General features: G+C 40.4%; 13 protein-coding genes. 8 read left to right on the top strand and 5 right to left on the bottom strand.

The window, feature by feature from the left end; genetic code table 11:
- Nucleotides 1-133 precede the first annotated feature (133 nt).
- The 6 genes from C7Y70_RS06720 to C7Y70_RS06695 all read left to right on the top strand — a co-directional run bounded on the left by C7Y70_RS06720 (nucleotide 134) and on the right by C7Y70_RS06695 (nucleotide 3,734).
- On the top strand, nucleotides 134-802 hold the full coding sequence (locus tag C7Y70_RS06720; RefSeq protein ID WP_135473897.1) for a PspA/IM30 family protein: 669 nt from the start codon (nucleotides 134-136) through the stop codon (nucleotides 800-802).
- A gap of 12 nt (nucleotides 803-814) precedes the next feature.
- Nucleotides 815-1,018 carry a PspC domain-containing protein gene (locus tag C7Y70_RS06715; RefSeq protein WP_099294827.1) on the top strand — a complete coding sequence of 68 codons (204 nt, stop codon included), beginning with the start codon at nucleotides 815-817 and terminating at the stop codon, nucleotides 1,016-1,018.
- 12 nt (nucleotides 1,019-1,030) lie between these two features.
- Nucleotides 1,031-1,357 (top strand): hypothetical protein, encoded by a 327-nt coding sequence (locus tag C7Y70_RS06710; RefSeq protein ID WP_135473895.1) that lies wholly within the window; start codon nucleotides 1,031-1,033, stop codon nucleotides 1,355-1,357.
- 98 nt (nucleotides 1,358-1,455) lie between these two features.
- Nucleotides 1,456-1,974: a copper chaperone PCu(A)C gene (locus C7Y70_RS06705; protein ID WP_135473893.1), complete on the top strand. Its 519-nt coding sequence runs from the start codon at nucleotides 1,456-1,458 to the stop codon at nucleotides 1,972-1,974.
- An 8-nt stretch (nucleotides 1,975-1,982) separates the two neighbouring features.
- Nucleotides 1,983-2,969 carry a DUF2333 family protein gene (locus C7Y70_RS06700; RefSeq protein WP_135473891.1) on the top strand — a complete coding sequence of 329 codons (987 nt, stop codon included), beginning with the start codon at nucleotides 1,983-1,985 and terminating at the stop codon, nucleotides 2,967-2,969.
- A gap of 3 nt (nucleotides 2,970-2,972) precedes the next feature.
- Entirely contained in the window at nucleotides 2,973-3,734 is a 762-nt protein-coding gene (locus C7Y70_RS06695) for a TIGR04219 family outer membrane beta-barrel protein (protein ID WP_099294823.1), read from the top strand.
- Between the two features lie 18 nt (nucleotides 3,735-3,752).
- On the opposite strand, the gene C7Y70_RS06690 is transcribed toward C7Y70_RS06695, so the two are convergent.
- Nucleotides 3,753-4,640 (bottom strand): TIGR03899 family protein, encoded by an 888-nt coding sequence (locus C7Y70_RS06690; protein ID WP_135473889.1) that lies wholly within the window; start codon nucleotides 4,638-4,640, stop codon nucleotides 3,753-3,755.
- 1 nt (nucleotide 4,641) lies between these two features.
- Nucleotides 4,642-5,049, bottom strand: a complete 408-nt coding sequence (locus tag C7Y70_RS06685) for an SRPBCC family protein (RefSeq protein ID WP_245321383.1) — start codon at nucleotides 5,047-5,049, stop codon at nucleotides 4,642-4,644.
- A 283-nt stretch (nucleotides 5,050-5,332) separates the two neighbouring features.
- On the opposite strand from C7Y70_RS06685, the gene C7Y70_RS06680 reads away from it, so the two are divergent.
- The gene (locus tag C7Y70_RS06680; protein WP_099294820.1) at nucleotides 5,333-7,528 is read left to right on the top strand and encodes an EAL domain-containing protein; all 2,196 of its coding nucleotides are present in this window, start codon (nucleotides 5,333-5,335) and stop codon (nucleotides 7,526-7,528) included.
- A gap of 104 nt (nucleotides 7,529-7,632) precedes the next feature.
- Nucleotides 7,633-9,807, top strand: coding sequence for a YgiQ family radical SAM protein (locus C7Y70_RS06675; protein WP_099294819.1), 2,175 nt, complete (start codon nucleotides 7,633-7,635; stop codon nucleotides 9,805-9,807).
- 63 nt (nucleotides 9,808-9,870) lie between these two features.
- On the opposite strand, the gene C7Y70_RS06670 is transcribed toward C7Y70_RS06675, so the two are convergent.
- From C7Y70_RS06670 to coaBC, 3 genes are all read right to left on the bottom strand, one after another.
- The gene (locus C7Y70_RS06670; protein WP_135473885.1) at nucleotides 9,871-12,630 is read right to left on the bottom strand and encodes a prolyl oligopeptidase family serine peptidase; all 2,760 of its coding nucleotides are present in this window, start codon (nucleotides 12,628-12,630) and stop codon (nucleotides 9,871-9,873) included.
- Between the two features lie 198 nt (nucleotides 12,631-12,828).
- Nucleotides 12,829-13,416, bottom strand: coding sequence for a nucleoid occlusion factor SlmA (gene slmA, locus C7Y70_RS06665; RefSeq protein ID WP_135473883.1), 588 nt, complete (start codon nucleotides 13,414-13,416; stop codon nucleotides 12,829-12,831).
- 112 nt (nucleotides 13,417-13,528) lie between these two features.
- Nucleotides 13,529-14,722 carry a bifunctional phosphopantothenoylcysteine decarboxylase/phosphopantothenate--cysteine ligase CoaBC gene (gene coaBC / locus C7Y70_RS06660; protein WP_135473881.1) on the bottom strand — a complete coding sequence of 398 codons (1,194 nt, stop codon included), beginning with the start codon at nucleotides 14,720-14,722 and terminating at the stop codon, nucleotides 13,529-13,531.
- Nucleotides 14,723-14,824 lie beyond the last annotated feature (102 nt).

Here is a 14,824-nt window from a genome sequence, read left to right as displayed (position 1 = left end):
TCTAGTCATCTTTCTTGTTTTCAATATCAAGATTAACTAATTGAAATTAATAATATAAATTCATTTTTATTTAACTTGGCACAAGTCTTGGAATCTCTTAGTGGTAATTACCCATATTCAACAGGAGAAAATCATGGGCTTAGTAAACCGCGTAACAGATCTTATTCAATCAAATTTAGTATCGGTATTAGATAAAGCCGAAGATCCAGAAAAACTACTTGCTCTACTTGTGCAGCAAATGCAAGAAACGCTGGATGAATGTCGTTCAACAGCCGCCGCTCTTTTATGCGAGGAAAAGACATTAAAGCGGGAGCAAAAAAATAAACAAGCTCGCATTGCTGATTGGCAAACTAAGGCTGAAATCGCCATCGAGAAAGGCCGTGATGATTTAGCATCCGCCGCATTAAAAGAGAAACAAAATGTGTCTATTGAGTTGGCGGCGATAGAGCCTGAACTTACTAAGCTAGCTGATTCTCTGGCGACGTTACAAGAAGATGCCCAGCGATTGCAAAATAAGTTAACTGAAGCAAAAGCAAAGCTTGCTAGTTTTCAAAAGAAACACACTGTAGTTGCTGCAAGGGAGCGAGTGAATCACCAACTTAATAGTAACAAAATTGCAGATGCACTATCTCGTTTTGACGTGATTGAGCGTCGTGTTGAGTCAATTGAATCTCAAGTTGAAGCATACGATATTACCAAATCAGCTAATAGCACAGCAGAGCAAATCGACGCACTAGTTAAAGATGAGGCGCTCGATAAAGAGCTTGCAGCGCTTAAAGCTAGCTTAAAACAAAGTGCATAGGAGTAAATAAAGATGAATACATACAATAACCAAACCCGTTGGAAGAAAGATCCATTAAATAAAAAGATTTCAGGTGTCTGTAGTGGCTTTGCTCGTCGTTTTGATTTTCCTATATGGGCAACGCGCTTAGTGACTATCTTACTTTTAATACAGTTTCCATTGTTTATAGGTGGCGGTTACCTTGCCGCGCATTTTTGTTTAGATAATGAAGTGTAGCGGGAGAGTGCCATGAAATTTATTGCAGTGTGCTTATTATTAATCGTAATTATAACGTGGAGCCCATTTGAAATAGTGCAGTTTGATTCATGGCAGCTTCCTTTAATTATTGCAGATTTGAGCTGGGTTGGTATTGAATTATTTGGTGTACTTGTAGCCATTATTGTAGCTATCGCTGCAATTGCTTTACTTAGTGCGGGTTTGCTTGGTGCTGGGATCATAGTTTGCATTGGTGTGATCTTGGCTTTGTTATTTGGATCAGTAGTTATTGCATGGCCGTTAATATTAATTGTGTGTTTATGTTGGCTTATAGCTGATAATAAAAAAGCCGCGCAGTAGAGTGGCGTAATATGGTGTTGAATCACTAATATTACTGACTATTTTTTCGCAAATATGCTAAATTTAGTCTAAAGAATGATTTATTAACAAGGAACGAAATGACTTTTAAACCATTATTCCCATTAGTGTTATCGGCTATTATTGGCATGAGTTTATATTCAGTGTGTGCCCACGCTCATTCAGAGCATCATCATGACACAGACAGCCAGATTATTGTTAACCATGCACAAATAAGGGCTTTCTTACCAGCTAGTGAATCGACAGTGGGTTATTTAAGTATTGCGAACCACGGTGAAAAGTCGATTCAACTTACTAAAGCAAGTATAGAAAGTTTAGGACGTGTTGAAGTTCATGAACATACTCATGTTGATGGCGTAATGAAAATGCAGCAAGTCGATTCATTAGTGATAAAAGCACATCAACAAATTGACTTTAAGCCAGGTGGATACCATTTAATGGCTTTTGAGCCAATTGAACCGTTAAAAGTCGGGCAAGAATTAAAACTCACGCTATATTTTAATGACGGAAACCGAGTGTTTACTCAAGCTAAAGTGGTATCTTTAGAAAGCCAAGTTGAACAAACGTCGCAATCTGATAACAATCACAAGCATCATTAGGAGGCTTAATGTCACAACATAAAGGGAAAATTATTGGTGCCTTGGTACTAATATTTATCTTGTTTTATGCATTAGCGGTGTATTGGAGTGTTGAACCTGAACGCGTCAATGTCGTTACCTATGCAAAGCAGCAAGCACAAGAGCGAGGTGAGAAACTCGTTACTGGTTATGCGACAACGTCATCGTTAATTAATGTGACAAGTACATTATTGAATAAGTCAGGTGGTTACTTATCAAATGATATGATGCCGCCAAGTGTGCTTATGGATAATATGCCAGCTTGGGAGTTCGGGGCTTTAGAGATGTCCCGTGATCTTGCACTATCGATGCGTAAAGATTTTAGTCGCTCACAATCTCAATCTACCGAACATGAATCTTTAAAAAAAGCACAACCGCAATTTAACATCAGTTCTGAAGCATGGGCTTGGCCAAGTGCTGAAAGTGAGTATCAAAAAGGAATCGACTTTCTAATCCTTTACCGTACGCAAATTGCAGACCAAGGTAATCGTCAGAGTCAGTTTTATGCTCGTGCAGATAATCTTCGTGGCTGGTTAAAAGAAGCTGAAAAACGCCTTGGTAGCTTAAGTCAACGATTGAGCGCTAGTGTGGGTCAAGAGCGCCTCAACACTGATTTAGCGGGCGATAAAGAAGCACATCAAGCAACATATACCCCATTACAAAATCAAGTAAAAACCTCTTGGTGGGAAATTGATGACGTTTTCTATGAGTCGCGAGGTGCAACTTGGGCTTTATTGCACTTTTTGCAAGCTGTAGAATATGATTTTGCTGATGTGTTGGAAAAGAAAAATGCACGCGTTAGCTTACAACAAATTATTCGTGAGTTAGAAGCAACTCAAGAAACTGTTTGGAGTCCGGTGATTTTAAATGGTAATGGTTTTGGCTTAGTGGCAAATCACTCATTGGTAATGGCAAATTATATATCTCGGGCCAACGCGGCTCTAATTGAACTTAGCGAACTTTTAGCGCAAGGATAAAAAATGAAAAAGTATTGTTTAGCAGCTGCCCTTTCTATGGCATGTTTAGCACCAGCAGCTCAGGCTGACACTTTATTAGGTCTGTATATTGGTGCAGATGGGTGGCAATCAGATAACTCTGGTAGCTTTGCTGATAGTGGTAACATGCAAGATTTTAATTTTGAAGATGAAACATTCATCAGTTATTACGCAGCATTAGAGCACCCAGTGCCATTGGTACCAAATGTTAAACTAAAGTACACAGAGTTAGAACTAAATGGTTCAACCACGTTGAATGGTACTTTTGAGTTTGGCGGCTCAACTTTTACTACAAACACGACAGCAACAACGGTAAGTGATTTGTCACACGTTGACTATATTCTGTACTACGAAATTTTTGATAATGACCTTGTATCAATTGATTTAGGTCTGAATGCAAAGCAGTTTGATGGTGACATTACTGTAACAGGCACTGATAATGGTGAAACAAAAAGTGAGAACATTGATTTTTCAGGCTTTGTTCCACTTGCTTACGGACGTGCTGAAGTAGGCTTACCGCTTACAGGTTTAAGTGTCTTCTTTGAGGGCAGTCTATTAGCTATTGATGATAGCAAAGTACAAGACTATCAAGCTGGTATTGCTTGGGAGTTAATTGATAACTTAGCAGTAGACGTAGCGATTAAAGCAGGTTACCGCCAAATGACTTTAGAGCTTGATGATATTGATGATCTATACACAGACATTGATGCTTCAGGCCCGTTTGCTGGCATTCAAGTCCACTTCTAAGCATTATTTTGCGTGGCACTACTTTTTAAGTGTGTGCCACGTTACATCAAACTCCTCATCTAACGCACTGCTTAATAATTGTTTATAGCCTTTATTTACAGGCATATTTATTAGCTTTCTTAATTCATCGCCAGTTTGGGTAAATTTATAATAGCTTAAAACTAGATCATTGCTTTTTGGTTTCAGCATTGCTTTTTGGTTTAAAAAAGTTAAGTTCAGTTCTTGGCCTGCTTTAAGTACCCCTGACTCTATTTCTTTGCGGTATATAAGGCCAATATCCATTAAGGTCAATATATCTGGAAAGCTGATCCCCGCTCTACCTAAATTAAGCGACACTTTATTCCCTTTGCGTAAGAGATCAAATATAGATGGTTTTTTATAAAAGCCGAGTAAAATTAAATGACTGTCGTCCTTTTCGTTGTAACCACAAAGCGCGGTACACTTTTGCAATGCATCAGCTTCTCTTTGTGTCATTTGCTTAAGAGTTTGCAAGCTTTTGATTGAAAAAGTCCCTGGTGCAACCGTTTCTCCGGCAAGTATTTTAGCCCATAATTTTTGCATTGACTCATTTGAGGTGTCTTCACATAGTGCAATAAAGCGCTCTACCCAGTCACTATCAGGTTGACCATTACTTGTTACATCTGGGCAAAAGTTAACGGCCATTGCCATAATTGCTTCAATATTTTGTTGCTGGTTTATCAGTAAGCGCTGCTGCCTATTTTGAGCGCGAGTAAATACAGAGTCTTCGCTGTTAATCCTAAAGGGAACAGGTGAGCGGCCTTGCGCATCATAGCTCTCATTTTGCACTGAAGCGCGAGGAGCGCTACTCTTAACGATGGCATAGCCTAGCTTAGATTCAATGATATTAGCTAAGTTAATTTTTGCTTGTGAAGCTTTGACAGTCATATTAATTCCTATCGTCCTTGATTTTCAGTTGCACGGTTGTGCTTAAGTTATTAAGTCCAAGTGCGACAGTATTGTTTAAAATATATTGGCTAAAAAGTGCAAGATATCCCCCTAGAATTGGCGTAGTGACTTCACCAATCAACTTACACGAGACAATTGTATGTGCTTGCGCTTGAGTAAAAGTGAAAGACCCACTAACAATATGCTCATTATTAAAAAGAATATTAAAATTAATGGAAGAGTCAGTAATGCTGGTGATTGTCATTTCACCCGTGCCCCATTTACTTTGCCAAAATTGATGCGCGCCGACGCCTGAGCTTGGCTTTGCAATCTCAAATTGAATACTGGGATCAAGCTTCTCCCAAGGAGACCAAGTCCGCCAGTTTGAAAGGTCAGTAATATATGGCATTATCAATTCTTTATTCGCTTTGATATCTAGCTTTTGAGTAACCTTATACTGCTGAGGCAGTAATAACCCAATGACTAATAGGGTTAAACAGAGAATAAATATCAGTTGAATTAACGTTTGTATGATCTTAATGCTTAATCCTTAAAATATAATTTGATTTCAAGTACAACAAGGTGTTATTCATTGACTATAATACGTAATGTGTCATTCATCTATATTAAATAAGACATCATTTAAATTTAAAATAGCTGTTGCACACTGTATTTAAACTGAAGGATTTATAATGTCGTCTAAGCACAGTGACTTTTTGTTTTTTGATCATGAGGAAGAAGCCTCTTCGCAAAGCGCCTCTACGGGGTTTTGGGATGTATTAATAGTTGATGATGATCCTGAAATTCATTCAGTGACTAAGCTTGCTCTTTCAGGCGTTGAGTTTTGGGGACGGATACTGCGTTTTCATCATGCATATTCAGCAGCTGAAGCTATCGAGGTGTTGAGTAATACCCCCAATATTTCGGTTATATTATTAGATGTTGTAATGGAGTCTGATGATGCGGGTTTAAATGCCGTTAAGCACATTAGAGAAACGCTTCAAAACCATTCAGTGCGTATCATTTTACGAACCGGGCAACCCGGTTATGCCCCAGAAGAGCAAGTCATACGCGAATACGATATTAATGATTACAAAACCAAAACAGAACTAACTCGCAGTAAACTGGTGACCTCTTTAGTGACTGCCATCCGCTCTTACGAACAGATTTGTAAATTAGAGTATCAAGGACAAGCGCTGAATAATATTCTTTCAGCGTCTAAAGCTATTTTAGGCTTTACTGACATAAAAGCATTTACTATGGCGGTTATTAAGCAGTTATCAGTCATCCTTGATTGCGAGGCGCAAGGTATTGTGTGTGGTTCGCTAGATGATACGAACCGTATTCAAGTATTAGGAGGCTGCCAAGAGTACAGCGATTTTTTTGGTCAAGGCGTTGAGCAATTAGATAATGGTAGAGTGATTCTGCAAGTACAAAAATGCTTTGAACAGTTAGAGCATCAATACACAGATCACGATGGGACATTTCTTTTAAAGAGTAAAAATCGTCAAGCAGCCATTTTTTTGGAATACGCATCAAAGCCTAATATTGAACAACTCCAATTTGCTGAGATTTTTTTAACAAATGTTAGTGTTGGGCTTGATAACGTTCGGTTATTTAACCGCCTCAGAGATGCTGCATTTAAAGATACCTTAACTGGGCTTTCAAATAGAACGCATTTTATTGAGCAAGTAGAAAAATATCACAGGGTTAATAACAACGCGCATGTTTTTGTATTAATTGATGTGGCTCACTTTTCAGATATCAATAACGGATTGGGCCAAGAGGTTGGTAACCATTTACTTATAGCGATTGTCGAACGTCTTCAACAAGAGTACCCAACGGCTCAATTACTGTCTCGTATTGGTGCAGATGTTTTTGGTTTTTTGATTGCCCAAAATGAGTTTGATGAGACTGAGCTATTTGATAATTTAACCTTACCTTTTCTCGTTGCAGAGCACCTATTGCCGATTGAATTTAAAGCAGGGCTTTGTGAACAAAAAGATTTTCAAAAAACCGGCATACAAACGTTAAAACTCGCTTACATTGCATTAAACCAGGCCAAAAAAGATAAGCGTAATTCAGCCGTTTATTATACACCAGACATGGAAGAGAAAATGGCGTGGCGATTGGGTATTATTCGTCAGTTACGCCAAGACTTTGAACGCTCAAAGTTAGCGGTTTGGTATCAGCCTCAACTTGACTTAGATAACCTTGAATTGATTGGTTGTGAGGCATTACTCCGTTGGCCTTCAGGGCAGGGCAACTTTATTTCTCCTGCTATATTTATTCCTCTCGCTGAAGATGCTGGGTTAATTATAGATATCGGGCAATGGGTATTGGAGCAAGCATGTGAGCAACATAAGCGCTTAGAGGCGCTAGGTTTTAAGGTGCGAATTGCTGTGAATGTATCTGTTCCACAGTTTAAAGTAAAAAATTACGCCGAATTGGTTAAAAATACTTTATTGAAGTATCAAGTTAATCCAGCATACATCGAGTTAGAAGTGACAGAAAGTGTGGTGATGGATGAGCTTGATATTGTGATTGAAACACTACAAAACCTTAAAGCTTTTGGTATTGATGTGGCAATTGATGACTTTGGCACTGGCTTTTCATCGCTGAGTTACTTACAAAAGCTTCCCGTTAATCGCTTAAAGATAGATCGTGATTTTATTAAAGATATTCCAGATGACGACAATGGAGCGATTGCCTCGCTTGTGATAGCGCTGGGTGCTCAGTTAGGCTTAAAAACGATTGCTGAGGGAGTTGAAACACAAGCCCAAGCTGATTTTTTGAAGCAGTTGGGCTGTAATGAAGTGCAAGGTTTTATGTATGCTAAGCCGATGCCTGAAAGTGAGCTTATTCAATATCTTGAGAGTAATAAATAGGTTTTACTGGGCAGCTCATTGAGCATTTACGAAATCGTTAATACCGCTTGAGCATTTATTCGGGTATACTTTGCGGCCATTTTTAAAGCAATTGGTCATATTTTATGAGCGCACTAAAAGCCAAGCGAGCCTTATTCTCGTACCCTAAGTATTGGGCAGAATGTTATGGCACAGCACCATTTTTACCTACAACTCGACAAGAGATGGATGCACTTGGCTGGGATAGCTGCGATATCATTATTATAAGTGGCGATGCGTATGTTGATCACCCAAGTTTTGGCATGGCGGTTATTGGCCGAGTACTCGAAGCGCAAGGTTTTAGAGTAGGTATTATTGCTCAGCCAGATTGGCAGTCAAAAGATGCCTTTATGGAACTTGGTCGCCCTAACTTATTTTTTGGTGTGACAGCCGGTAACATGGACTCGATGATCAATCGTTATACGGCTGAAAAGCGTATGCGCCATGATGATGCTTATACACCGGGTAATGTGGGGGGCAAACGCCCTGATCGCGCCGTGATGATTTACTCACAAAAATGCCGCGAAGCCTACAAAGGCATTCCTATTGTTATCGGTGGTATAGAAGCAAGCCTTCGTCGTATAGCGCACTATGACTATTGGCAGGAAAAAGTACGCCGCAGTATTTTATTTGATGCCAAAGCGGATATTCTTATTTATGGTAATGCTGAACGCCCGCTGGTGGAAGTCGCTCACCGCATCGCTGCTGGTGAAACCATGGATACCATTCAAGACATTCGTGGTACTGCGGTTATTCGTAAAGAGCCCATACCCGGATGGCGCGGTAGTGATTCCACAGCCATTGATAAAATTGGCAAAATTGATCCTATCCCCAATCCGTATGGTGCAGACGATGTAGGCTGTAGTAAAAGTGAATTCAAGCAAGCCGGCATTGATTTAAAGGCCGAAGCCGCTAAGCCAATTACGATACAACCTGCGCGTCCTAAACCATGGGAAAAAACCTACGTTAAGTTGCCAGCGTTTGAGCAAGTAAGCGTTAACAAGCCGCTGTATGCGCATGCCTCACGTATTTTGCACCAAGAAACTAACCCAGGTTGTGCCCGTGCGTTGTTCCAGCGTCACGGCGATCGCTCTATTTGGGTAAATCCGCCAGCGTATCCGCTGGAAACTCATGAAATGGATGCCGTATTTGGTTTGCCGTATCAGCGTATACCACACCCAAGCTATGGTGATGCGAAAATCCCAGCCTACGATATGATTAAAACCTCGGTTAATATTATGCGGGGTTGTTTTGGTGGGTGTTCTTTTTGTTCAATCACAGAGCATGAAGGGCGTATTATTCAAAGTCGCTCGCAAGAATCGATCATTGATGAAATTGAACAAATTCGCGATAAAGTACCGGGTTTTACAGGTGTTATTTCTGATTTAGGTGGCCCTACAGCGAACATGTATAAGTTGCGTTGTAAGAGCAAAAAAGCCGAGAGCACGTGTCGTCGTTTATCATGTGTTTATCCTGATATTTGTAAGCATATGGATACTGACCATACGCCAACCATCGATTTATACAAAAAAGCGCGTGAAGTAAAAGGGGTTAAGAAAATCCTGATTGCATCGGGTGTACGCTATGATTTAGCAGTGCAAGATCCACGCTATGTAAAAGAGCTCGTTACGCACCATGTGGGCGGGTATTTAAAAATAGCACCGGAGCATACCGAAGACGGGCCATTATCTAAAATGATGAAACCTGGAATGGGCGCTTACGATCAATTTAAAGAACTTTTTGATAAGTACTCGAAAGAGGCGGGTAAAAAGCAGTATTTGATCCCTTACTTTATCTCGGCTCACCCGGGCACAAAAGATGAAGACATGGTGAACATGGCATTATGGCTCAAGTCTAATGATTTTAAACTCGACCAAGTGCAAAACTTTTACCCATCACCGATGGCTAACGCCACGACCATTTACCACACTGAGATGAACTCGCTACGTAATATTAAAAATAATACTGAGCAAGTAGCAGTGCCAAAAGGTGCGCGCCAACGCCGCTTACATAAAGCTATTTTACGTTACCATGATCCAGCAGGTTGGCCGATGATCCGTGAAGCACTTCGTAAAATGGGTAAAGCAAAGCTCATTGGTAAAGGCCCTAACTGCCTAGTGCCAGAAGAAAGCCGCGACGAAAAGTCTGCCAAAGCGAGCAAAGGTGGCCGTCCTGCACTTAGCCGCCATACGGGCTTTAGCCAATTTAAAAAGGCCAATACTAAGCCAAGAGTAGGCGGTAACCGTCAACGCGCAAGGTAAGTTAATACGCTCATAAAAACGCCCAGCAATTGCTGGGCGTTTTTGTTTATGTTTTAAAGTACATTATTCTTCAATAAACGCTTCACCTTCAGTCATCCACTTTGCGGCTGGTTTGCCTTTTAAGTAATGATCAAAGTACTGCATCATCCGAATAGAGAAATCGACTTGATTCGGGAATTTCTTTAAGTGATGCGGTTCACCTTCGTATTGCAAGAATGTAGCGTCTTTACCGGCACGGCGCAGTGCTAAGTAATATTGCACACCTTCATGCCATGGCACAGCGTCGTCTTTATCACCAAACATGATTAAGATAGGGGTATTTACTTTGTCTGCAAAAAACACGGGTGAATTTTCAATATAAAGCTCAGGTGCTTCAAATAAGTTTTTACCGATCCGGCTTTGCCCTGTTTCGTACTGGAACTGCCGTGCAAGCCCTGATTTTAAACGAATGCCGCTGTAGGCACTGGTCATGTTAGAGACCGGCGCACCCGATACCACTGCTTTAAACATGTCTGTTTCGGTGATCATAAAAGCACTTTGATATCCTGCCCATGAGTGGCCTTGTAAGCCTATTTTATCAGGGTCTGCAATTCCTAAATCAATTAGCTTTTGGGTTGCGTTGATCATGGTTTGGGTTGATGATTTACCCGGGTGGCCTATTTCAAAACGAATATCAGGCAAAAAGATTGCGTAGCCGTTTGATGTGAACATCGGGAAGTTAGGGCGATGATTGAGCTCCATTTTAGGAAAGTCATACATGCGTTGACTCATATAGCGGTAAAAATACACCACCACTGGCACTTTATCGCCTTTTTTGTAGCCTGCAGGTTTGATAAGTACGCCTTGTAGGTCTTCTCCATCAAACCCTTTATAGCTGATAAGCTCAGGCTTTTGGCCCCACGCAAAGTTAGTAACTTGTGGGTTTAAATTAGTGACTTTTTGTGGCTTATTAAAGCTAAAGTCAGTTTGGTAAATATCAGGGAATTGCTGATATGTTTGTTCGGTAAATAAGTACTTATTAGCATGTTTCGCTTTTTTAATAACATCAAAGCGCTTGTTACCTGTTAATACTTTAGTAATTGCGTTATCTGTTAGGTTTAATTTGGCAACTTCAGTTTGCTTATCTTTTAAGTTTGTTGCACTGACGAGTAATGTTTGGCCTTTATTAAAACCAACCAGCTCTCTATCAAGCCTAATAACACGATACTGAGTATTACTTTGCTTGCCATTAGTTAATTGCGTAGCTCGTTGCGTGGCTACATCAAACGCCCAAATATCGTACTTACTATAAACCAGTACTTGGCTGCTATCGTTAAGCCAGCCGGCAAAACCATAACCTGGTTGTGCAGATGGATAGTCGTGCTTGTCATCAGCAAACGTTGCTTGAATCGCTTTGGTTAAAGTGCTTACTTTGTTGTTAGCTAGGTCTTTCAACTGTACTTGGCTGTCTTTAAAATAAGCGGCAAATTCACCATTTGGCGAAAGGCTTGGTCTAAATGGATAATCTTTAATAATTGACTTTTGCGCACCCGTTTTTACATCAACCGCATAATAATCAGCAAAAAAGCCGCCATACATAATTCGCTCAAGATAGGCTTGATTGTTATAACCAAGCAGTGCATCGCGCTTGGTATTAAGTGCAACCTCTGGCATTTCAGGGGTACTCAATTGCACTGATTTATTATTGTTTAGAAAATAAACGCTTTGATAATGGCGGTTTTTATTGGATCTATTCCATTGTTGTTCTTCACGCGGCTTAATTTCAGCATCGTTATTGTGCCAAACATTTAAGTCTTTTTGGTCGCGAATAGTGCCGTAGTCATACAGCGAGGCTTCGTCAGTATATTCTTTTGCTTTTATTTTAGGTACTAGCTTGGGTCTGTTTTCAAAGTACAGGCGTTCACCGTCTTCTGACCATTCAAGCTTGGCTGTTTTACCAATTTGCCATGTTTTATCAGCCGATTTTATATCAGTCAGTTGCTCGTTTTTATATAACTTTAACTGGTAGTCGCGACGACGCATATCGTCATTAACATAGTTACCTAGTGTAAAGGCCACAATGTTTTGCGTGGGATGCCACGCTATTTTGTTAACAACAACACCGGGCTCATCAATGAGCACATTGTTGGTAAAGTCATTGTTGAGATCGAGTAAGGTGACTTGGTTATCAGTCCCATCGCTGTCTATTTGGCTTGCAAGTAACTGGCTCGCGTCACTGCTAATTGCGTAGCTAAATACCTGTAAAATAGTGTGGCTGGTTTTATTGTTTAAGTTAACAACGACTAAATCAAAAGCGGTGTCTTTTTTATCCGGTTTGATTTCACTTGTTTTGTTTTTATCGGCATCACTTGAATCATCTTCTTTATCAGCTTTTTTGTTTAAACGGTAAGCGAGCCAGTTACCGTCATCTGACAGTTTGTAGTCTTTTACATCATCAAACTGTTGCTGCTCACCACTAAGAGCATTAACTAACACGAGGTTATTTTTAAGTTTGTTTTTCTTTTTAGTGGTTTCTTTTTCTAGCAAGGTAGGAATTTGGGTAAATACAACCCAGTTAGCGGCTTTGTTGATTGTGGGTTTAGTACCGCGTGGTACTTCGGCAATTAATTTATTATTGGTTAAATTATAAACTTGGCCCGTTGCATCACCACGGTAAGGTTTAGCGCTAAAGCTAAGGATGTTCCCGTCTTCAGACAGCTGAGTGCCTTTTGCTGCTTTAAAATCAAATACATCTTTAAACTGCAGTGCATCTTTGGCTGTAGCCGCTGCACTACCTAAGCTTGCCACTAAGGCAATACTAAGTAGGGATAATTGCGCTTTCATTATTAATTCTCGTTTTGTTTTATTACCCTTATCATAACGGGTTTATTTAACAATTCGAGTAGAAGCGATAAGTGCACGAAAATGAGAGTTAAGATAGCAAATACAAAAAAACCTTGTAAGCATAACTCACAAGGTTAATGATTTAGAACCTAGAACCTAGAACCTAGAACCTAGAACCTAGAACCTAGAACCTAGAACTTAAAGCCAAATCTTTTGCAGCTCAAGCCATTGTTTTTCAAATTGGGCGCTGGGTTTTGCTTTAAAGTCACTGCGAACAAACTGATTCATTTTACCTTCGATGTACGCCAGTAAAAAGTTTGCGATAGTGACCTCATCACTTTGAAAGGTTTTCCCTTCACGTAATTTACGCTCGCGCAGCACTTGTTTTATTTGCGTTTCTAGTTTCTCAAATAAACCTTGTACACGCTCTCGTAATCGTTCTTGCTCACCTTGAAGTGCATCCCCCGTGAGAATTCGCGTAATACCTGGGTTTTTCTCTGCAAACGCTAAAAGTAATAACAAAATATTGTAGATGCGGCTTTGGGTTTCTTTTTCATTTTCAAGAATGAGGTTTATTCGTGAAAGAAGTGTGTCTTCAATAAACTCAATTAAGCCTTCAAACATCCGTGCTTTGCTCGGGAAATGACGATACAACGCAGCTTCAGATACACCTACTTCAGCTGCTAACTTAGCTGTTGTAATGCGTTGTCCTAGGCTTGTTTCCAACATTTGTGCGAGTGCTTGTAGTATTTGCTCTTTGCGATTACTTCTTTTTGTCGCAGGCATGAACATTCCTTTCTTTTAATTATTTATTGGGCTTTGCCAGAGTTGGCCACTCACTTTTTGAGCGAATGAGTGGGGCTATGTTAATGTTTTATTCAGTTTCTTTCCAGCCTTTTTACAATCGCTGAGCAAGCTCTTTCATAACATTTAGGGCTAACGCATATTTTGTGTCTATAACTAATTCTTTTTGCTGATCATGCCAGTAGAGTGTTAACGCATTATGATCAGAGTTAAATCCCAAGCCAGATTTCGATACATCATTGGCACATATCATATCAAGGTTTTTATTACTGAGTTTGCCCTTCGCATAGCTGGCGACATTTTGAGTTTCAGCAGCAAAGCCAACTGTGTAAGGCCTTTTGTGATCGAGATTTGCGACAGCAGCAATAACATCAGGGTTTTTTACTAGTGTGAGGGTAAGCTCGTCGCCTTGCTTCTTCATTTTTTGATCAGCGATATTGGCTGCGCGGTAATCCGCTACAGCGGCACACCCGATAAAAGCATCTGAATTGACTGCATGCGCTAATGAGTGTTGTAATAATTGTTCTGCAGTTTCAATGTTAATGACTGACACGTCTCTTGGTGCTGCAATATTAACAGGTCCAGAAATTAGGTTTACCGTAGCGCCTAATTCCACGGCAGCTTGAGCCAGTGCATAGCCCATTTTTCCTGAACTATGATTAGATATAAAACGTACAGGATCAAGTGGCTCTCGAGTAGGGCCCGCGGTAATTGTGATAGTTTTACCAGCGAGTAGCTGGGGTTCAGCTGGCGCAGTGCAAAGAGTAACGAGCTCACTTGGCTCGAGCATTCTCCCAGCGCCAATATCGCCACATGCTTGCTCGCCTTTACCCGGACCCCAAATATCTACACCGCGCTGCGCAAGGGTTGATAAGTTAGCTTGGGTTGCAGGGTGAGCATACATTTGTTGGTTCATAGCGGGTGCAATAGCGACTTTTGCTGGTGTGGCTAATAACAAGGTTGTTAGCAAGTCATCTGCGATACCTGCGGCCATTTTAGCAATGATATTGCTGGTGGCAGGGGCGACCAAAATTAAATCGGCCCATTTGGCAAATTCAATATGACCCATTGCGGCTTCTGCTGAAGGGTCAAGTAATGAGTCTGAGACGATTTCTCCACTGACGGCTTGCATAGTTAAAGGTGTTATAAAATGTTTTGCCGACTCGGTCATAACCACTTTTATTTCGCATCCTTGCTCTTTTAAGCGTCTCACTAACTCTGCGCATTTATAAGCGGCGATGCCACCAGTGATCCCAAGTACAATTTTTTTGTTCTTTAACATTGTTATTACTCTGCCAGCTAAATGTTCTTACTTTTATGCGCTAACGATATCAAATCTTTGGCGTAGGGACGAAGTTTTTAATTTGAATTTTATTTGTCATTTCGCAGG

It is taken from the genome of Pseudoalteromonas sp. KS88, assembly GCF_004766475.1.
Taxonomy (GTDB): domain Bacteria; phylum Pseudomonadota; class Gammaproteobacteria; order Enterobacterales; family Alteromonadaceae; genus Pseudoalteromonas.
This window is presented reverse-complemented; position numbering and strand designations above follow the sequence as displayed.

Bases quoted from the DNA above. Each gene is read 5' to 3' on its own strand.
- C7Y70_RS06720 (WP_135473897.1), top strand. From the start codon at position 134: ATGGGCTTAGTAAACCGCGTAACAGATCTTATTCAATCAAATTTAGTA.
- C7Y70_RS06715 (WP_099294827.1), top strand. From the start codon at position 815: ATGAATACATACAATAACCAAACCCGTTGGAAGAAAGATCCATTAAAT.
- C7Y70_RS06710 (WP_135473895.1), top strand. From the start codon at position 1,031: ATGAAATTTATTGCAGTGTGCTTATTATTAATCGTAATTATAACGTGG.
- C7Y70_RS06705 (WP_135473893.1), top strand. From the start codon at position 1,456: ATGACTTTTAAACCATTATTCCCATTAGTGTTATCGGCTATTATTGGC.
- C7Y70_RS06700 (WP_135473891.1), top strand. From the start codon at position 1,983: ATGTCACAACATAAAGGGAAAATTATTGGTGCCTTGGTACTAATATTT.
- C7Y70_RS06695 (WP_099294823.1), top strand. From the start codon at position 2,973: ATGAAAAAGTATTGTTTAGCAGCTGCCCTTTCTATGGCATGTTTAGCA.
- C7Y70_RS06690 (WP_135473889.1), bottom strand. From the start codon at position 4,640: ATGACTGTCAAAGCTTCACAAGCAAAAATTAACTTAGCTAATATCATT.
- C7Y70_RS06685 (WP_245321383.1), bottom strand. From the start codon at position 5,049: ATGCCATATATTACTGACCTTTCAAACTGGCGGACTTGGTCTCCTTGG.
- C7Y70_RS06680 (WP_099294820.1), top strand. From the start codon at position 5,333: ATGTCGTCTAAGCACAGTGACTTTTTGTTTTTTGATCATGAGGAAGAA.
- C7Y70_RS06675 (WP_099294819.1), top strand. From the start codon at position 7,633: ATGAGCGCACTAAAAGCCAAGCGAGCCTTATTCTCGTACCCTAAGTAT.
- C7Y70_RS06670 (WP_135473885.1), bottom strand. From the start codon at position 12,630: ATGAAAGCGCAATTATCCCTACTTAGTATTGCCTTAGTGGCAAGCTTA.
- slmA (WP_135473883.1), bottom strand. From the start codon at position 13,416: ATGCCTGCGACAAAAAGAAGTAATCGCAAAGAGCAAATACTACAAGCA.